This is a genomic window from Xanthomonas sp. 1678 (genome assembly GCF_031455575.1).
Taxonomy (GTDB): Bacteria; Pseudomonadota; Gammaproteobacteria; order Xanthomonadales; family Xanthomonadaceae; genus Xanthomonas_A.
This window is the reverse complement of sequence record NZ_JAVDSZ010000001.1, coordinates 225,526-243,647: the sequence shown is the minus strand read 5'-3', so window position 1 is coordinate 243,647 and position 18,122 is coordinate 225,526. Positions and strand designations below refer to the sequence as shown.

General features: G+C 69.5%; 12 protein-coding genes and 1 pseudogene. 8 read left to right on the top strand and 5 right to left on the bottom strand.

What is annotated here, in order from left to right:
- Nucleotides 1–98: 98 nt before the first annotated feature.
- A complete protein-coding gene (locus tag J2Y70_RS01195) occupies nt 99–842 on the bottom strand; it encodes a FadR/GntR family transcriptional regulator (protein WP_309912437.1) in 744 nt (247 codons plus the stop codon).
- 106 nt (nt 843–948) lie between these two features.
- Nucleotides 949–3,885, bottom strand: coding sequence for a TonB-dependent receptor (locus tag J2Y70_RS01190; RefSeq protein ID WP_309912435.1), 2,937 nt, complete (start codon nt 3,883–3,885; stop codon nt 949–951).
- A gap of 280 nt (nt 3,886–4,165) precedes the next feature.
- Here J2Y70_RS01190 and J2Y70_RS01185 point away from each other — a divergent pair, with 280 nt between their 5' ends.
- The 6 genes from J2Y70_RS01185 (at nt 4,166) to J2Y70_RS01160 (ending at nt 13,066) form a co-directional block, all read left to right on the top strand.
- Complete coding sequence (locus J2Y70_RS01185) at nt 4,166–6,361, top strand: polysaccharide lyase 6 family protein (protein WP_309912433.1); 2,196 nt, start codon at nt 4,166–4,168, stop codon at nt 6,359–6,361.
- Complete coding sequence (locus tag J2Y70_RS01180) at nt 6,358–8,604, top strand: oligoalginate lyase (protein WP_309912431.1); 2,247 nt, start codon at nt 6,358–6,360, stop codon at nt 8,602–8,604. The genes J2Y70_RS01185 and J2Y70_RS01180 overlap by 4 nt, the downstream gene beginning before the upstream one ends.
- Entirely contained in the window at nt 8,601–9,914 is a 1,314-nt protein-coding gene (locus tag J2Y70_RS01175) for an MFS transporter (RefSeq protein WP_309912429.1), read from the top strand. The genes J2Y70_RS01180 and J2Y70_RS01175 overlap by 4 nt, the downstream gene beginning before the upstream one ends.
- A gap of 43 nt (nt 9,915–9,957) precedes the next feature.
- Entirely contained in the window at nt 9,958–10,710 is a 753-nt protein-coding gene (locus J2Y70_RS01170) for a glucose 1-dehydrogenase (RefSeq protein WP_309912427.1), read from the top strand.
- 110 nt (nt 10,711–10,820) lie between these two features.
- Nucleotides 10,821–11,957 carry an SGNH/GDSL hydrolase family protein gene (locus tag J2Y70_RS01165; RefSeq protein WP_309913224.1) on the top strand — a complete coding sequence of 379 codons (1,137 nt, stop codon included), beginning with the start codon at nt 10,821–10,823 and terminating at the stop codon, nt 11,955–11,957.
- On the top strand, nt 11,954–13,066 hold the full coding sequence (locus J2Y70_RS01160; RefSeq protein ID WP_309912425.1) for a sugar kinase: 1,113 nt from the start codon (nt 11,954–11,956) through the stop codon (nt 13,064–13,066). The genes J2Y70_RS01165 and J2Y70_RS01160 overlap by 4 nt, the downstream gene beginning before the upstream one ends.
- Before the next feature lie 32 nt (nt 13,067–13,098).
- Here J2Y70_RS01160 and J2Y70_RS01155 read toward each other — a convergent pair whose 3' ends face one another.
- Complete coding sequence (locus J2Y70_RS01155; RefSeq protein WP_309912423.1) at nt 13,099–13,761, bottom strand: SMI1/KNR4 family protein; 663 nt, start codon at nt 13,759–13,761, stop codon at nt 13,099–13,101.
- A 480-nt stretch (nt 13,762–14,241) separates the two neighbouring features.
- On the opposite strand from J2Y70_RS01155, the gene J2Y70_RS01150 reads away from it, so the two are divergent.
- Together J2Y70_RS01150 and J2Y70_RS01145 are read left to right on the top strand one after the other, a co-directional pair.
- Nucleotides 14,242–14,544, top strand: a complete 303-nt coding sequence (locus J2Y70_RS01150; protein ID WP_309912421.1) for a hypothetical protein — start codon at nt 14,242–14,244, stop codon at nt 14,542–14,544.
- A 275-nt stretch (nt 14,545–14,819) separates the two neighbouring features.
- A complete protein-coding gene (locus tag J2Y70_RS01145) occupies nt 14,820–15,170 on the top strand; it encodes a nucleotide pyrophosphohydrolase (RefSeq protein WP_309912419.1) in 351 nt (116 codons plus the stop codon).
- Nucleotides 15,171–15,607: 437 nt separating this feature from the next.
- Here the strand turns inward: J2Y70_RS01145 and J2Y70_RS01140 are convergent.
- Together J2Y70_RS01140 and J2Y70_RS01135 are read right to left on the bottom strand one after the other, a co-directional pair.
- A pseudogene (locus J2Y70_RS01140) lies at nt 15,608–16,096 on the bottom strand (DUF6496 domain-containing protein); the annotation flags it as partial.
- A 422-nt stretch (nt 16,097–16,518) separates the two neighbouring features.
- Nucleotides 16,519–17,958: a DUF763 domain-containing protein gene (locus J2Y70_RS01135; RefSeq protein WP_309912417.1), complete on the bottom strand. Its 1,440-nt coding sequence runs from the start codon at nt 17,956–17,958 to the stop codon at nt 16,519–16,521.
- Nucleotides 17,959–18,122 lie beyond the last annotated feature (164 nt).

Genomic DNA, 18,122 nt, shown 5'->3' with positions numbered 1-18,122 from the left:
GCCACTATGGCGAAGGCAAAGGACACGCAGCGCGCTTCCGCCTGCGCGCATGGCGCCGCAGCGCCGACGGGTGCACTACGCCAGCAGCGACGCCCGGCTCAGATCCGCGTGGTCGCCAGAAAGCGCTCGCGGTCCTGCTGGGTGCGGCGGCGGATCTCGGCCAGGGCCTGGCTTTCGGTGGCTTCCAGCATCGATTCGAACAGGCGCTGGAAGTGATTGCGCATCGCGTTGCGCGAAGCCGCCGGATCGCGCGTCTTCAGCGCTTCCAGGATCGCGGCGTGCTCGTCGGTGCGGGTGGCATCGTCCTGGTGGCAGACGTGCGCGTACACCTGGCGCACCCGCGGCAGTTCGTTGCGCATGCGCCAGATCAAGTGGATGCAGTATTCCACCACCGGATTGCCGGACAGGCGCGCGATGGTCAGATGGAAGCGGCGGTCGTATTCGCCGGCCATTTCCTCGGTGGTGGTCGGATCGGACATCGCCGTCACCAGGGTCTGCAGTTCCTCGATGTCGGCATCGGTCAGGCGTCCGGCGGCCAGCGCCGCGGCTTCGGCCTCGATCACCGTGCGCGCGGCGGTGAGGTCGAACGCGGTGACGTCGGGCAGTGCGCCCTGCGCATCGATCGGGCGCGGCCGCACGTATACGCCCGAGCCGGTCTTGATCGCGATCCAGCCCTGCGCTTCCAGCGCGATCTCCGCCTCGCGAATGGTCACCCGGCTCACCCCGAAGCGCTCGGCCAGATCGCGCTCGCCCGGCAGCCGCGAACCGGTCGGGAACTCGCCCGATTCGATCAGCGACAGGATCTTCGCGGCAATGGACTGGTAGAGGCGACTTTCGGACATTCGAGCTAGGGATCCGTCTGGTGAATTCCACAGCGGCGCCGGGACGACGTGCCCGCGCCTGCTGCGGCTCGAAAAACGGCGCGGCTCGGGAGCCGCGCCGCTGCGTTCAGAACTTGTATCGTACACCGAAATATGCGCGCCGCCCGTAGCTCACGTACTCGCGGAAGTTGCCGTAGACAGGCTGGGATGCGACCCGCGGTTCGTTGGTCAGGTTCATCAGCTCCAGCGACAGCGACAGGTTCTTGCTGACCCGGTAGCGGGCGCGGAAATCCACGCTGGTGTTGTCGTCGTAGTAGCGGTTCTGCTGCGCGGTGTTGCCGGTGAAGTCCTGGTAGTACTTGGAGCGGTACTTGCCGATCGCCTGCATGTCGAAGCGGCCCAGTTCCCAGTACAGCGAGCCGGACAGCACGTGCCGCGAGAAGCCGCTGAGCCCGGCCGGGCCCACGATCGCCGGGATCACCGTGCCGGTGACCGCATCGACCTGCTCGCCCAGGCGCGGGTCCTGGGTTTCGTAGTCGGTGTCGGCGTAGTTGTAGCTGAGCTTGAAGCCGAGCCCGTCCAGCGGCTTGGGCAGGTAGGAAAAGCGGTGCGCGGCGCTGAGTTCGAAGCCGGTCAGCGTGCTCTTCTTGTCGGTGGTCACCTGCCGCGGCACCGACACCGTGGCGCTGCGCCCGTCGACCACGAAGGTCTCGTCGAACAGCGCGGTCTCGGTGCCGCCGTTGAACTGCTTCCAGTACACCGCGCCGGCCAGCATGCTGTCCTCGTTCGGGTACCACTCCAGCGACACGTCGCCGTTCCACGACATCAGCGGCTTGGTCTCGGGGTTGCCGGTGGCGGTGATGCCGGCCAGCGCTTCCTCCAGGCTGGTGAAGTTCTCGGTGCCGGTGAGGTTGACGTTGCGGCCCGACCCCAGCGCGGCGATGTCCGGACGCGACATCGCGCGGTAGCCGGCCAACCGCAGCAGCAGGTTGTCGCGCAGTTCGAAAGAAGCGTTGGCGCTGGGCAGCAGCTTGTCGTTGCCGGCCTTGGCGACCAGGGTCTGGTAGGTGCCGGTCGGTTGCAGGCGCAAGGTGCCGGCGCCGTTGTCGATCAGGTCCAGGTCGGCGCGCACGCCTTCCGAGCGCACGTCGGTCTTGACCCAGCGCACGCCCATGTTGCCCGACACCGGCAAACCGAACAGCTCGCTGCGGAAGTCGGCCATCAGGAACAGCGCCTTGGTCTTCTCCACCACGTCGACGTTGTTGGGATCGCGGTAGTTCGGATCCACGCCGGTGTCGCTGCTGCCGCGGAACGCTTCGTACAGGCAGGACGGATCGAAGTAGGCCCAGCTGGAGATGGTGTTGCCGCTGGCATCGTCGAGGAAATCGTCCTGCGGGAACGGCGCGCGGCAGGCGCGGTTGGCGGCGATGATCTGGGTGCGCCCGGCGCCGCTGGCGGCGATGTCGGTGGTGATGGTGTTGTCGAAGTAGCTGTAGTCGGCCTGGCTGGCGCGCAGGCCGAAGGTGATCTTGGTCAGCAGGCCATCCTCGGGCAGGTAGCTGACGTCGAAGCGGCCGGCCCGGATGCGGTGGTCGTTCTTCTCCTCTTCGGAGGTGACCCGCGCCGCGCCGGTGTAGGCGTCCCAGTTGTTGACGTCGAACGCCGGGTCGAGCGCGATGCTCGGCACGTCGCCGATGTTGTCCCAGTCGTAGTTGACGTAGCCGGTGGCGCCGCTGCTGATGCCCGGCACCACCGCGTTGTTCACGTCGCGGGCGTTGGCGCGCAGGCGGGTCATGCGCTGGGTGTCCTGGCGCACGGTGTGCGAATAGGACAGGTCGGTGGCGATCTCCCAGGCCACGCTGGGGCGCAGGATGATGTTGAGGCCGCCGCCGGTGTATTCCTCGTTGCGGTCGTAGCGGGTCGATGTGGAATCGATCGAGGTGTTGCCGGAATAGCTGCGCAGCACGCCGTTGGCGTCGACGTCGCGATTGACGATGCCGCGGCGGGTGTTGGACAGGCTCAGGTCCGAGCGATTCTCGTGCCAGTTGCGGTCGGTGTGTTCGTAGTCGACGTTGACCTCGAGCAGGTCGTTGGGCTTCCACTGCACCGCGGCGAACTCGGACTGGCGGTCGTTGCGCTCCTGCTTGAGCCGGTAGATGCGGCTGCTCGGCACCAGGTAGTACGGCGCGCCGTTGGCGATGGCATTGGCGCCGACCTCGGCGCAGTTGGCGTTGCGCACGTTCTGGGTGCCGTCGCAGGCGTACCAGGTCGAGCCGCTGGTCATGCTCTCTTCCGGATCGGTGCCGTCCAGCGCCTGCAGGCCGATCGACACGCCGAGCTTGCCGCCGTTGGCGAACTCGAACTGGTCGATGTAGCTGGCGGTGCCGCGCCAGCCGATGCCGTCCTTGTCGCGGTACTTGCTGTCGTACTCGGCCCAGCTGCCGCGGCCGTCGATCTGGATCGCGCGCTTGCCGTAGTCCAGCGGCTTGACCGTCTCCAGGCCGATGGTGCCGGCGACGCCGCCTTCGATCAGGTCGGCGCGCTGGGTCTTGTAGATGGCCACGGTGTTGATCAGTTCGGCCGGGAACATGTTGAAGTTCACCGAGCGGTCGCCGCTGCCGTTGGTGATCTCGCGGCCGTTGAACTGGGTGCTGCTGAGGAACGCGCCGAGGCCGCGGATGGAGATCTCCGAGGCGCCGGTCTTGTCGCGGGTGGACGCCGCGCCGGTCAGGGTCTCGATCGCGTCGGCCAGCGACGGCGCCGGCAGGTCGCCGATGTCCTCGGCCGACAGCACATCGGAGATCACCGTGTCGTCGCGCTTCTTGTTGATCGAGGACTGGATCGAGCCGCGGATGCCGGTGACCTGGACCTGGTCCAGCGTGGTCGCCCCGCTCGCCGGGGTGGCCGGAGCGTCGGCCGCGGTGGCCGCGACCGGCGCAGCCGGCGCCTCCTGCGCCCAGGCCATGCCGCTGGTCAACGATGCCGCGATGGCGCAGGCCAGGGCGCTGCGCAGTGCGCGCGCGCCGGCGCGTCTGGCGGACGGGGCCGTATAGGGGTGCCGCATGATCTCTCCTCCCGAGTGAACGCCGTAAAGGACGACGACTGGGAGCGGAGCCTTTCACCCGTCACCGACCAATGTCAACAAATTGGTAGAAATATCCGTACAGGCCAATTGGTACGTACGATTGATCATCATTTATGTGCGTTTGCAGCACGATTTATGCGCCAAAATACCTTTCCAGATAAATGATTTTTGGTATGCAAATCTGGTTGACGAGTGTTCGACCTCTGCTACCATCCGGGCCACGGCGGCGCCGCCTCGGCGCGCATCGAGGGAGCAAACCATGGCACCGATCGCTTCGCGCAACCGCTTCGCGCTGCTGTTCCTCGCGCTCGCCGCCGGCCAGGCCGCGGCCGCCGACATCCTGGTGAGCACCCCGGCCGAATACCGCGCCGCCACCGGCGCCCTGCAGCCCGGCGACCACGTGATCCTGGCCAACGGCGAGTGGCGCGACTTCCAGATCGTGTTCACCGGCAAGGGCACCGCCGCGCAGCCGATCCGGCTGAGCGCGCAGACCCCGGGCCAGGTGATCGTCACCGGCCAGTCCAACCTGCGCATGGCCGGCGAGTATTTGGTGGTGAGCGACCTGGTGTTCCGCGACGGCTACAGCCCGACCGAGGCGGTGCTGTCCTACCGCGTCTCCAGCAAGGAGCGCGCGCGCCACAGCCGCATCACCCGGGTCGTGGTCGACCGCTTCAACCAGCCCGAGCGCAGCCGCTCGGACAACTGGGTGGCCATGTACGACAGCCACAACCGCTTCGACCACAACCAGCTGGTCGGCAAGAACAACGCCGGCCCGACCATGGTCGTGGTCCGCGACACCGTGCAGGGCCTGGACAACCGTCACCGCATCGACCACAACTGGTTCGGCCCGCGCCCCAACCTGGGCGCCAACGGCGGCGAGACCCTGCGCATCGGCACCAGCAACGACGCCACCTCCGATTCCAATTCGCTGGTCGAGAACAACTGGTTCGAAGGCTGCGACGGCGAAGTGGAGGTGGTCTCCAACAAGTCCGGCGGCAACACCTACCGCGGCAACGTGTTCAAGCGCTCGCGCGGCGCGCTGGTGCTGCGCCATGGCGACGGCAACCTGGTCGAGAACAACGTGTTCTTCGGCGACGGCAAGGACGACACCGGCGGCATCCGCGTCATCAACCGCCGCCAGACGGTGCGCAACAACTACCTGGAAGGCCTGGCGGGCGACGGTTATTCCTCGGCGTTGAGCATCATGTACGGCGTGCCCAACTCGCCGGCCAACCGCTACGTGCAGGTGCAGCAAGCGCTGATCGAGCACAACACCTTCGTCGCCAGCAAGCAGCTGTTCTTCGGCGCCGGCAAGGACGACGAACGCACCGCCGCACCGATCGACAGCGACTTCGCCGACAACCTGATCGTCGCCGAGCGCGACCCGGTGCGCGTGCTCGGCGACCTGTCCGGCATCGCCTTCGCCGGCAACCTGCAGAGCCCGGCCGCCTCGCCGCTGCTGCCCGGCGGCGTGACCGGCCGCACGCTGACGATGACGCGCGCGGCGACCGGCCTGCTGGTCGCGACCGATGCCGGCGGCGCCGGCGCCGATCCGGCGCTGACCTACGTGCCGCGCGACGACGTCGGCGTGGCCTGGTACGCCAAGGAGACCGTGCCGGTCGCGCTGGACAGCGGCCGCCGCCAGCGCGTGCGGCCGGGCAACGACACCCTGGCCGACGCGGTGGCCGCCGCCGGCGCCGGCGATCGCCTGCAACTGGACGCCGGCCGCTACCAGGTGAACCAGGTGCTGGCGCTGCGCCACCCGCTCAGCGTCGAAGGCCCGGCGCGCGGCCAGGCGCAGATCGCGTTCTCGCGCTCCACCCTGTTCCAGATCGACGCCGGCGGCGCGCTGAAGCTGGCGCGGCTGCAGATCGACGGCAGCGCCGCGCCGGACGAAGTGGGCAATGCGGTGATCCGCACCGCCGCCGGTTCCAATGCCGCCAACTACGAGCTGATCGTCGAGGACAGCCGCATCCACGGCCTCACCGTCAACCGCGGCTTCGACGTGATCGCGCTGGGCAAGGGCACCCTGGCCGAGCGCATCGCGCTGCGCCGGGTGGTGGTGGAAGACGTCTCCGGCGCGGTGCTGTCGGCGCATGCGGAGACCGACGACCGCGGCACCTACAACGCCGAGCGCGTGGAGATCGCCGATTCGCAGTTCCGCCGCGTCGGCGGGCCGGCGGTCGACCTGTACCGCGGCGGCCGCGACGAAAGCACCTTCGGCCCGGTGCTGACGGTCAGCGGCTCGCGCTTCGAGCGCGTCGGCGGCGCCGAGGCGCCGTCGCTGCGCCTGCACGGCGTGCAGCGCGCCTTCCTGCACGACAACCAGTTCGTCGACAGCGCCGCGGTCAGCAGCGTCCGCACCACCGGCACGCCGCAGCTGATCGCCACCCGCAACCAATTCCTCGGCACCCCGGCCCTGCCGGCCGATGCCGGCGCGGAGCCTTTGCTATGACCCGATCCAATCGCCTGATGCTGCTGGTGCTGGCCGTCGCCGGCAGCGCGCCCGCCGCCTGGGCAGCGCCCGCCGCGAACCCCGCGGCCCCGGCCGCCAGCAGCAGCACCGTCGCCAGCGATGCCGCACCGGTGCTGGTCACCGCGGCGCAATGGCGGCAGATGGCCAGCGAGGGCGCGCGCCACCCGCTGTTCGCGCGCGAACAGGCGCGTGCCGAAGCCAGCCTGCGCAAGGCGATGCGCGCCGGCATCGACGTGCCGCTGCCGAAGGACCCCGGCGGCGGCGCCAGCCACGAGCAGCACAAACGCAACTACCAGGCGATCCAGGCCGCCGGTGCGCTGTACCGGCTCACCGGCGAGCGCGTCTACGCCGACTACGCGCGCGACCTGCTGCTGGCCTACGCCAAGCTGTACCCGACCCTGGGCGCGCATCCGGCCGGGCGTGGACAGGTGCCGGGCCGGCTGTTCTGGCAATCGCTCAACGACTCGGTGTGGCTGGTCTACGCCGCGCAGGGCTACGACGCGATCCGCGACAGCCTCAGCCCCGCCGAGCGCGCCACCATCGACGCGCAGGTGTTCCGGCGCATGGCGCATTTCCTGTGCGACGAAAGCCCGGACAACTTCGACAAGATCCACAACCACGCCACCTGGGCGGTGGCCGCGGTCGGCATGACCGGCTACGTGCTGCGCGACCAGACCCTGGTCGACAAGGCGCTGCGCGGTAGCAAGCAGGACGGCAACGCCGGCTTCCTCAAGCAGATCGACCAGCTGTTCTCGCCCGACGGCTACTACGCCGAAGGCCCCTACTACCAGCGCTACGCGCTGGCGCCGTTCGTGCTGTTCGCCAATGCGATCGAACGCAACCAGCCGCAGCAGAAGATCTTCCAGCGCCGTGACGGCGTGCTGCTGAAGGCGGTGGATACGCTGGTGCAGAGCAGCTACGCCGGCTACTTCTTCCCGATCAACGACGCCATTCTGGACAAGGGCCTGGACACCGAGGAACTGGTCGCCGGCCTCGGCATCGCCTACGCGCAGACCCACGACGCGCGGCTGCTGTCGATCGCCCAGCGCCAGCAGCGCGTGCTGCTGACTCCCGAGGGCCTGGGCGTGGCCGCGGCGTTGGCGCAGGACAAGGCCAAGCCGTTCGCGTTCCGCTCCGCGCTGCTGCGCGACGGCGCCGACGGCGATCACGGCGCGCTGGCGATCCTGCGCGCCGGCGGCGAGGACGGCCAGACCCTGGTGATGAAGAACACCTCGCAGGGCATGGGCCACGGCCACTTCGACAAACTGAACTGGCTGTTCTACGACAACGGCCAGCGCGTGGTCACCGACTACGGCGCGGCGCGCTTTCTCAACGTGGAGGCCAAGTCCGGCGGCATCTACCTGCCCGAGAACACCAGTTGGGCCAAGACCACGGTGGCGCACAACACGCTGGTGGTGAACGAGCGCAGCCACTTCGACGGCGACTGGCGCGTGGGCGAGGAACATGCGCCTACGCCATTGCTGTTCGCCCACGACGACGCCACCCAGATCGTCTCCGCGCGCATGGACCAGGCCTATGAGGGCGTCAGCTTCACCCGCACCCAGGCGCTGTTGAGCCATCCGGAGCTGGGGCTGCCGATCGTGATCGACCTGCTGCGCGTGCACGGCGCCAAGCCGGCGCGCTACGACCTGCCGCTGCATTTCAACGGCCACATCATGCAGGTCGGCTTCGACGCCAAGCGCGCCGTGGCCGAACGCCCGGTGCTGGGCAAGGCCAACGGCTATCAGCACCTGTGGGTGGACGCCAGCAGCGACGCGTCGACGGCGCCGCGCAGCCTGAGCTGGCTGCTGGACGGGCGCTTCTACAGCTACCGCTTCGGCAGCAGCGCGCCGTCGCGCGCGATCCTGGCCGAGAGCGGCGCCAACGATCCGGACTTCAACCTGCGCCGCGAACCGATGCTGCTGCAGCGCGTGGACGGCCAGGCCGACGTCAGCTTCTTCGGCGTGCTGGAACCGCACGGCGAATACAACGGCACCGCCGAATACGTGCACGGCGCCGACAGCCGCATCCGTGCCATCGCCCGCGTGCGCGGCGACGACGCCGAGGTGATCGTGCTGACCCTGGCCTCGGGCAAGACCCTGGCGCTGGCGGTGGCCGACGATGCCGCCGACGGCCGCGAGCACAGCGTGCAGGCGCAAGGCCAACGCTATGCCTGGCGCGGCGGCTATGCGCGCTTCGACCGCGCGGCGGGTGGCAAATGAGCGCGCCCGCCTCCGCCAAGCCGGGCAAGCCGACCAAACGCAGCGCGGTGCGCTGGATGATCGTGGGCCTGATCGCGGTGGCCACGGTGATCAACTACATCGACCGCAACGCGCTGGCGGTGATGTGGCCGGCGATCTCGCAGGACATCGGCGCGACCAAGGAAGACTACGCGCTGCTGGTGACCATCTTCATGCTGTTCTACGCGGCCGGGCAGTTCGTGTTCGGGCGCCTGTTCGACATCATCGGCACGCGCATGGGCTTCGCGCTGTCGATCGCGGTGTGGTCGATCTCGATCGCCCTGCACGCGGTGACCCATTCGATCACCTCCTTCAGCGTCGTGCGGGCGATGCTCGGCATCAGCGAGGCCGGCGCCTGGCCGGGCGCGGTCAAGGCCAACGCCGAATGGTTCCCCGCGCGCGAACGTGCATTGGCGCAAGGCATCTTCAACGCCGGTGCCTCGATCGGCGCGATCGTGTCGGCGCCGCTGATCGCGCTGCTGTTCCTGTGGCTGGGCTGGAAAGGCACCTTCGTGCTGGTCGGCGCGCTCGGCTTCGTGTGGCTGCTGCCGTGGCTGGTGATCTACCGCGCCGGCCCGGACAAGCATCCGTGGGTGGATGCCGCCGAGCGCGCGCTGATCCTGGACGCGCCGGCCGACGGCAGCGTGTCGGACAAGCCCGCCTACCTGCCGAGCCTGCGCCAGATCATGTCGCACCGGCAGAGCTGGGGCATCGTGCTGTCGCGCTTCTTCATCGACCCGATCTGGTGGCTGTTCGTGTCGTGGCTGCCGATCTACCTGGCCGAGACCTTCCATTTCGACATCAAGCAGATCGGCGCGTTCGCCTGGGTGCCGTTCGTCGGCGCGATGCTCGGCAGCCTGTCCGGCGGCTGGCTGTCGGGACGGCTGATCGCGGCCGGCTGGAGCGTGGACCGCGCACGCAAATGGACCATCACCCTGGGCGGGGCGATCATGGCCCCAGCCCTGCTCGGCGCGGTGCTCGCCGCCGATCCGACCATCGCGGTGCTGACCATCGCCGCGGTGCTGTTCGGTTTCCAGATCGCGATCGGCAACATCCAGACCCTGCCCGGCGACCTGTTCGACGGCAAGTCGGTCGGCTCGCTGGCCGGCATCGGCGGCATGGCCGCGGTCGCCGGCACCCTGATCACCACCTGGCTGGTGCCGGTGATGACCGCCGACTCCTACGCGCCGATGTTCATCCTGGTCGCCGCGCTGGTGCCGGCCTCGCTGGCCGCGCTGTGGCTGGTCACCGGCCGCATCCACAAGCTCGACGCTCACCCCACGCGCGACTGATCGCGCTCCTCGTTCGTTCCCCCTCGCAAAGGACTCATCGCTCATGCAATTCAAAGACAAGGTGGCCATCGTCACCGGTGGCGGCCGCGACATCGGCCGCGAAGTTTCGCTGAAGCTGGCCGCGGCCGGTGCCAAGGTGTGCATCAACTACGCCAACGACGCGGCCAGCGCCGAGGCGACGTTGCAGCAGATCCTCGCCGCCGGCGGCCAGGCCATCGTGCACCGCGCCGATGCCGCCGATGCGCAGGCCGTGACCGGCATGGTCGCCGCGACGCAGCAGGCATTCGGCCAGCGCATCGACATCCTGGTCAACGTCGCCGGCGGCATGGTCGCGCGCAAGCCGCTGGCCGACATCGACGAAGTCTTCTTCCACCAGGTGATGGACCTCAACCTGAAGTCGGTGTACCTGACCACGCAGGCGGTGGCCCCGCACATGGCCGAAGGCGGCGCGATCGTCAATTTCGCCTCGCTGGCAGGTCGCGACGGCGGCGGCCCGGGCGCGGCGATCTACGCCACCGCCAAGGCCGCGGTGATGACCTTCTCGCGGGCGATGGCCAAGGAACTGGGCCCGCGCGGCATCCGCGTCAACGCGCTGTGCTGCGGCATGATCGCCACCCGCTTCCACGACGATTTCACCAAGCCGGAAGTGCGCGCGTTCGTCGCCAACGCCACCCCGTTGCGCCGCGAAGGTCGTGCCGCCGAAGCCGCCGACGCGGCGGTGTACCTGGCCTCGGACGCGGCCAGCTTCATCAACGGCGCCAACCTCGACGTCAACGGCGGCGTGTTCTTTTCCTGATCCAACCGCATAGGAGCACGCTCATGTTCTGGCGATCCCTGCCCTGCCCGCCGCCGTTGCGGCGGCATCCGTTGTGGCGCCGCGCGGCGGCCGTCGCGTTCGCGCTGTGCATGGCGCTGCCGGCGGCGGCACAGGAGGGCACGCGCTGGGTGCCGGCCTGGATCGCCTCGCCCACGCCGGACCGGCTCGACGGTCCGGCCGGCACCTCGCTGCAGTTCGAGCGCCAGAGCGTGCGCCAGGACATGCGCCTGGGCGCCGCCGCGCAGGCGCTGCGCTTTCGCATCAGCAACGAACTGGGCACCGCGCCGCTGAAGATCGGCACGGCCTCGGTGCGCCTGGCCGGCGCCACGCAGCCGGCGCAACCGGTGCTGTTCGACGGCCGCGGCGAGATCGTGCTGGCGCCGGGCAGCGTGCTGCTCAGCGATCCGGTGGCGCTGCGCGTCCCGGCCCTGGCCGAGGTCGCGTTGACCGTGTATTTCCCCGACGCCGCACGGCCGGCGGTGCGCCGCACCGCGGTGCGCATTGCCGACGGCAAGGTCGACGTCGCCGATGCCACCGCGCTGAGCTACCGGCAGAACGTGGTCTCGGCGGTGTATGCGCAGACCACCGCGTCGCCGCGGGTGGTGGTGGCGCTGGGCGATTCGATCACCGAAGGCGCCACCGCCAGCCGCGGCCGCCACGGCGACTGGCCGGCGCTGCTGGCCAAGCGCCTGGAGCAGGCCTGCCCGGGCCAGGTGGTGGTGCTCAACGCCGGCATCAGCGGCAACAAGCTGCTGGACGCCGGCCGCAGCCCCAGCGCGCTCGCGCGCCTGGACCGCGACGTGCTGGCGCTGCCCGGCGTCGACCAGGTCGTGCTGTTCGAAGGCATCAACGACATCCGCCACAGCGGGCCGCCGGCGCTGGCGCCCGGGCGCAATGCCGCGGACATGATGCTGGGCTACCGGCAGGTGGTCGAACGCCTGCGCCAGCACGGCATCGCCACCATCGGCGCGACGCTGACCCCGTTCGGCGCCTCGGAACGCTACGAACCGGTTTCCGCCGCCACTCGCCAGGCGTTGAACGACTTCATCCGCAACGGCAAGGCGTTCTCCGCGGTGATCGACTTCGACGCGATCCTGCGCATGCCCGACAACCCCGAATCGCTGCCGGCCGCCATCACCCGCGACCACCTGCACCCCAACGACGCAGGCTACGCACGCATGGCCGAGGCCATCGACCTGTCGCTGTTCGGCTGCAAGGCGCGATGAGCGCAGCGCCGGCCGATCCGGCCTTCGCCGCCCTGCCCGCCCCGCGCCGCTGGGACTGCGCGGCGCTGGGCGAAGTGATGCTGCGCCTGGATCCGGGCGAGGAGCGCATCCGCGCCACGCGCCAGTTCCGGGTGTGGGAAGGCGGCGGCGAATACAACGTCGCCCGCGGCCTGCGCAAGACCTTCGGCCGTCCGACCGTGGCGCTGACCGCGCTGCCGCGCAACGAACTCGGCCTGCTCGCCGAGGATCTGATCCTGCAGGGCGGCTGCGACACCCGGCACCTGGTGTGGCGCGACTACGACGGCATCGGCCGCAACACGCGCATGGGCCTGAACTTCACCGAGCGCGGCTTCGGCGTGCGCGCGGCGCTGGGCGTCTCCGATCGCGCCTATTCGGCCACCGCGCAGTTGCGGCCGGAGGAATTCGACTGGCCGGCGCTGTTCGGCGACGACGGCGCACGCTGGCTGCACACCGGCGGCATCTTCGCCGCGCTGTCCGAGTCCACCGCGCAGACCGCGATCGCCGCGGTGCAGGCCGCGCGCCGCCACGGCGCGCTGGTGTCCTACGATCTGAACTACCGCGCCAGCCTGTGGAACAGCCATCCCGATCCGGACGCGGCGCGCCACGTCAACCAGCGCATCGTCGCCGAATGCGACCTGCTGATCGGCGACGAATATTCCTTCGCCGGCTGCCTGGGCCTGGACATGCGCGGCGTCGGCCAACGCAGCACGCCGATGGACCCGGCCCCGGCCGAGGCCGCCGCGCGGCTGGCGCTGCAGCGCTATCCACAGCTCCAGGCAGTGGCATTCCCGCTGCGCGATGCGCACTCGGCCTCGCGCAACCACTGGGCCGGGGTGCTGCACACGCGCCAGGGCAGCTACCGCTCGGTCGCGCGCGAGCTGGACATCCTCGACCGCGTTGGCGGCGGCGATGCGTTCGTGTCCGGCCTGATCCACGGCCTGCTGTGCGGCGCCGGCCCGCAGGCGGCGATCGACTACGCCGCCGCACACGGCGCGCTGGCGATGACCACCCCGGGCGACAACGCGATGGTCGCGCAGGCCGAGGTCGAAGCGCTGATGCGCGGCGAAGGCGCGGCGGCGCGGCGCTGAACCCCCGGCGCCGTGCGGGCGAAGTGGCGCAGCTACTCCAGTTCCCAGCGCGGCACGACCGCGAACGCCACCGGCGACGCCAGTTCCAGCGAAGCCAGCTGCGCCTGCTGCACGGCTTGCGGGATCAGCGCGTCGACGGTTTCCGGACGCGCCTTCGGGCTGCTGCGATAGTCCAGCGACTGCACCGGCAACCGGCTCTGCTCGCGCAGCAGCTCGCGCAGCGGCGCCTCCATCGCCTCGGTGCAACGCGCCACGTCCTGCTGCACGAACTGCGCCACCTGCGCCGCGTCCAGGCCCTCGACCGGGACCGCGCCCAGGTCGGCGAACACGTGGGTGAAGCGGGCGGCGACGAACGCATCGAACGACGCGTATTGCAACGTGCTGTCGTCCGCGTCGTGCCACACGCAGGCCACGCCGTGGCGCTGGTCGGGCAGACGCACCAGGCAATAGGCATCGCCGGCACCCGACTGCGCGAACGGGAAGAAGGCGATGCCCTGCTGCGCCTGCGGGTTCAACCATTCGTCGATGGTCTGGCGGCAGGCCGGCGGATCCAGCCACTCGATGTCGTAGTCGCTGCCCAGCGCCGGCACCGCATCGACGGCGGGCGTGGTCAGGCCGCGGCGGTACCAGTCGGCCAGCAACGGCGGCAGCGCGAAACCGGAATCGGCCGCGATCGATTCGAATGCGTCGAGCATGAATGTGTGACTCTTCGAAGTGGCTGCCGATTGTAGTCGCGGCGCTTTCCTTCTCCCACGGGGGCATGCCGCCCTTTTCTGGGGAAGGTGCCGCGCAGCGACGGATGAGGTGTGGGGCGAAGCCTGTGCGATCTCAGCCGTCTTGGTTCCGGATCCGGCACACATGGGATTGGGATTGGGATTGGAGATTCGGGATCGGCAACTGCGGCGTGGTCCTACCAGCGCATCTACGGCCTTACGCTGCGCTTGTCCACATTCCGTCGCCGTTGTTCGCGTGCGGATGCCGAATCCCGACTGCAGCATCGACCACGCCCCGCTACGATGTCGCCACCGCAACCATGCACCCACATCGATGAGCCCGCACTATTTCCAGACTTTCCGCTGCGCGATCGCGAGGCGACTACGCGTTCCGCATTGTCTCGTACGACGCGTGGGTAGCGACTGCAACGCGACCGGAATCGGCGAACGGGCCGTGCAGCGATGACCGGGATCGTGTTGAACGTGCTGGACCATGCGCCGCACGACTGGTATCTACTGCAATCGGCCGAGGACTATTTCCTCGACGTGAACTGCAGCGCATCGTGGCTGGGCTATTCGCTGCTGATCCGGCTCGACGCCGCCGAGCGCGCCAACGTAATGGCCGGCGGCCGCGGCGCCTGCGACACGCTGGCCGAACGCGTGCGCGACACTGCCTCGCCAAGCCACCCGCGCGATCTTTCCCGCGACTACGGCGACGCCGTGCGCGACGCCATTGCCCGCTGGCGCAAGGACGCCGAGGGGTGATCCCGCACCGGCGCGTGCTGCGGCGATGATCGGTGGCTGCCGCATCCAGACGAACGCCGACGTGCCAGATAGGCAGACCGCTGCTGCCCCTGCGGATGCGGATGCGGATGCGGATGCGGTGCGCGAAATACAGGAAACCAGCATCGTCGGCGCGCGCCCCACGCCGCATGTCGCGACAACCGTGATGCGGCGGCCCCGACATACACGGTTAGCGATCCGCGCCAGGCCGCTGTCCCCTTGCATTAGCATACGAAGTCCCGCTCCCGGAACCGCTCATGCCCGACAGCCTCCACGACCTGCAAGCCGCCCAGCGCGCGTTCGCCGACGAACGCGAGTGGGGCCAGTTCCACTCGCCGCGCAACCTGGCCGCGGCGCTGTCGGTCGAGGCGTCGGAACTGCTGGAGCACTTCCAATGGCTCGACGACGCGCAGAGCCGGCAACTGTCGGACGACAAGAAGGCCCAGGTCGGCAGCGAAGTGGCCGACGTGCTGCTGTACCTGCTTCAGCTCTGCGACAAGCTGGGCATCGATCCGATCGAGGCCGCGCGGCAGAAGATGCAGGTCAACGCGAACAAGTATCCGGTCGAGCGCGCCAAGGGGCGCATCACCAAATACACCGAGCTCTGAGCGGCCGCCCGCACTAGCGGATCGCGGGATCGCGGCGCGCTACAGGGTCACGCTGCGTCGCAGGCGACCGCTGCTGCGGCCGCCGGTGACGCGGCGAGGCGACGACCCAGCGCAGGTGCGCGAGGCGGCGACGACGCAAGATGCCAACGCGCCGACCTGGGGTGGTGACCTGAAGCAGATCCAGCGCCCGGTGCGCGCGATGAAGCTCCGCAGACTCAGCTTCCGCTCTTCCTGGAGGCGCGCTTGCCGCCAGCCGATTTCCTGGCCGTGCTCTTCTTCGCGGCGGACTTCCTGGCAGTGGTCTTCTTCGTTGCTGCCTTCTTGGTGGCCGTCTTCTTCGATGCTGTCTTCTTGGTGGCAGTCTTCTTGGTGGCTGTCTTCTTCGCCGCCGTCTTCCTGGCCGAAGACTTCTTCGCGGTCTTCTTGGTCGTGGCGCCACGGGTCGCTGCCGCCTTCTTGGCCGCGGCCTTGCGCACGGCAGGTCCCTTGGTCTGCGCGGCTTTTTTCGCCGCGGCCGAACGGCTGGAGGCGGTGCGCTTGCCGGCCGCCTTCTTGGTCTGCGACGACAGCGCCTTCTTGCCCACCGTCTGCGTGGCGGTCTTGCCCTTGCTCGCGGTCTTGAGCGCCTTCTTGGCGCCGCGCGACCGCGTCGGCGACGGCTTCTTCTTGCTGGCGCCCTTGCTCTCTTCCTTGGCCACCTTTTTCTTGGTCGCCTTGGACGCGGTCTTCGACGCCCCGGTCTTGACCCCGGCGCGGCGCGCCTTCGACAGGCCGATGGCGATCGCCTGCTTGGTCGATTTCACCTCGGTCTTGCCTTCGCGCACCCGGTCGATCTCCTCGCGGACGAATTCGCCGGCCTGGGTACTGCCCGCCTTGCCCTCGCGCTTGTCGCGCTTGGCACGTGCAGTGGTGGATTGCTCTGGCATGACGTTCTCCTGCAACCGGCCGGAAATGGCCATCGCAACAGGTGTAACAGCCAAAAAGTAAAGAACCGGCATAAGCCGTGCGAAGCCGATGTGCACTGCGCGCGTTTGTCTCGCTCGCCTGCCGCCTGTCAGCCGCGCAAGGCCGTCAGCGCATACAAGCCATCAGCGTGTGCAGACAACGGACGCGCGCGCTTCTCGACATTCCGCGGCGGAGCGGACAACGAGCCCGTCCTTGATCGATTGGATCGCTCGGGCAGCGTCGGCCGGATGGCACGTTGGACCGCTCGCACCGTCGCTGCGCGATCAGGTCCGCTCGGCCACGACGCGCACGCGCCGCGTTGTCAGATGCCGTGCTGCCGCGTCCATCGGATCGCGCGCACCGCGCAGCCGAGCCGCTGCGCACACTGCTCGCCCCGCACGGCCTACTGGCGACGCGCCTGCCGGGTTGGCGCAGCGTCGGCGGCGTTCGCCGCGCCGGCCGGTGCCGGTTCCCAACCAAACACGCTGCGCCCGCCATAGCCGTGCGACGCGCGACGCTCCTCGGCGATCAGCGCCTCCACCGACGGCCCGCGCGCATGCGGCTCGAGCAGGCGCGCCTGCGCATCCAGCCGGCGGATCGCCTCCAGCTTTTCCTCGCGCCCCAGCTTGGCCTGGGTCACCGCGGTCTTCAGCACGCCGATGGTATGGTCGTAGACGCGCGTTGGCACCGGAAACGGATGCCGGTCCTTGCCGCCGTGCGCCATCGAGAACCGCGCCGGATCGGTGAAGCGGCACGGCGCGCCGTGCAGCACCTCGGCCACCAACGCCAGCGCGCGCACGGTGCGCGCGCCGACGCCCGGGACCTGCAGCAGTTCGGTGAAATCCTGCGGCCCGCATTCGGCCGCCGCGGCCAGGTTGGCGTGCAGGCGCCGGGTCACGATGTCGCTGCCGCGCACGTCGTGGTGGTCGGGCAGCGACAGGTGCGGCAGACCGGCCGGCATGCGCGCCGGCGGCGCAGCGGGCGCGGCAGCGAACAGGTCGCCGCTCGGCGCGAACAGCGCATCGGCTGCCGGAGCGCGTGCGCCCGGCGCCGCACGCGTGCCGGCCATGGTGCCTTGCGACGCCTTTGCGCTTGCGGCGGCATGCGGCGCGGACGCCGCAGCGTTCGCCGAAGACGCATGCAATGCGCCGTATTCCTGCGCGATCCGATCCGGCCCCAGCGCCTGCAGCAGTTCCACCTGCGCCGCGCGCGAGGCGGCGGCACGATGGTCGGCGAGATTGACGATGCGGCCCTGCCCCGGCCCATCGATCGCCGCATGCGGCGCGTCGACGAAGCTGGTCAGCCCTTCGGACAGCCAGTGATAGCGCCGCGCCTGCTTGCTGGCCCCGTTCATGCCCTGCTGCACCACCACCCACTGCCCGTCGTCGCTGACGATGAAGCCGTGCAGGTACAGATCGAAGCCATCCTGTACCGCCGCACTGTCCACTTTCGCCACCAGCCGGCTGGCGCGCGCCAGGCCGGCGCCGTCCAGCCCGGTGCGTTCGCCCACCGCGCACAACTCGTCGGGCGTGGCGCGCGAATGCCGTCCGCGCCCGCCGCAGACGTGGATGCCCAGTTCGCCAGACAGCGGCGTCAGCCCGCGCTTCAGCGCGCCGAGCACGCTGGTGGTGATGCCGGACGAATGCCAGTCCATGCCCATCACCGCGCCGAACGACTGGAACCAGAACGGATGCGCCAGGCGCCGCAGCAATTCGTCGCGGCCATAGCTGTGCACGATGGCCTGGCACATCACCGCACCGAGCCGAGTCATGCGCTCGCCTAGCCAATGCGGCACGCGGCCACCATGCAGGGGCAGATCGGCGCTGCCGGAACGTCGGCTCATGCGTGGGACTCCGGAGAAAAAATACGGACGCCAGCGTAGCCAGCCCGCGTCTCACCGCGCGACCCGATGCCCGCGGCAAGACTGAGCGATTCAGCGAAGAAGCTGCGCGATCTCCACCGCTCTGCAGTCGGGGCTGAAGCCCCTCCCACAATGCACCCAGCCAA

Excerpts from the sequence above, each read along its gene's own strand:
- J2Y70_RS01185 (WP_309912433.1), top strand. The coding sequence starts at position 4,166 with ATGGCACCGATCGCTTCGCGCAACCGCTTCGCGCTGCTGTTCCTCGCG.
- J2Y70_RS01165 (WP_309913224.1), top strand. The coding sequence starts at position 10,821 with ATGGCGCTGCCGGCGGCGGCACAGGAGGGCACGCGCTGGGTGCCGGCC.
- J2Y70_RS01190 (WP_309912435.1), bottom strand. The coding sequence starts at position 3,885 with ATGCGGCACCCCTATACGGCCCCGTCCGCCAGACGCGCCGGCGCGCGC.
- J2Y70_RS01160 (WP_309912425.1), top strand. The coding sequence starts at position 11,954 with ATGAGCGCAGCGCCGGCCGATCCGGCCTTCGCCGCCCTGCCCGCCCCG.
- J2Y70_RS01180 (WP_309912431.1), top strand. The coding sequence starts at position 6,358 with ATGACCCGATCCAATCGCCTGATGCTGCTGGTGCTGGCCGTCGCCGGC.
- J2Y70_RS01170 (WP_309912427.1), top strand. The coding sequence starts at position 9,958 with ATGCAATTCAAAGACAAGGTGGCCATCGTCACCGGTGGCGGCCGCGAC.
- J2Y70_RS01145 (WP_309912419.1), top strand. The coding sequence starts at position 14,820 with ATGCCCGACAGCCTCCACGACCTGCAAGCCGCCCAGCGCGCGTTCGCC.
- J2Y70_RS01150 (WP_309912421.1), top strand. The coding sequence starts at position 14,242 with ATGACCGGGATCGTGTTGAACGTGCTGGACCATGCGCCGCACGACTGG.
- J2Y70_RS01195 (WP_309912437.1), bottom strand. The coding sequence starts at position 842 with ATGTCCGAAAGTCGCCTCTACCAGTCCATTGCCGCGAAGATCCTGTCG.
- J2Y70_RS01155 (WP_309912423.1), bottom strand. The coding sequence starts at position 13,761 with ATGCTCGACGCATTCGAATCGATCGCGGCCGATTCCGGTTTCGCGCTG.
- J2Y70_RS01135 (WP_309912417.1), bottom strand. The coding sequence starts at position 17,958 with ATGAGCCGACGTTCCGGCAGCGCCGATCTGCCCCTGCATGGTGGCCGC.
- J2Y70_RS01175 (WP_309912429.1), top strand. The coding sequence starts at position 8,601 with ATGAGCGCGCCCGCCTCCGCCAAGCCGGGCAAGCCGACCAAACGCAGC.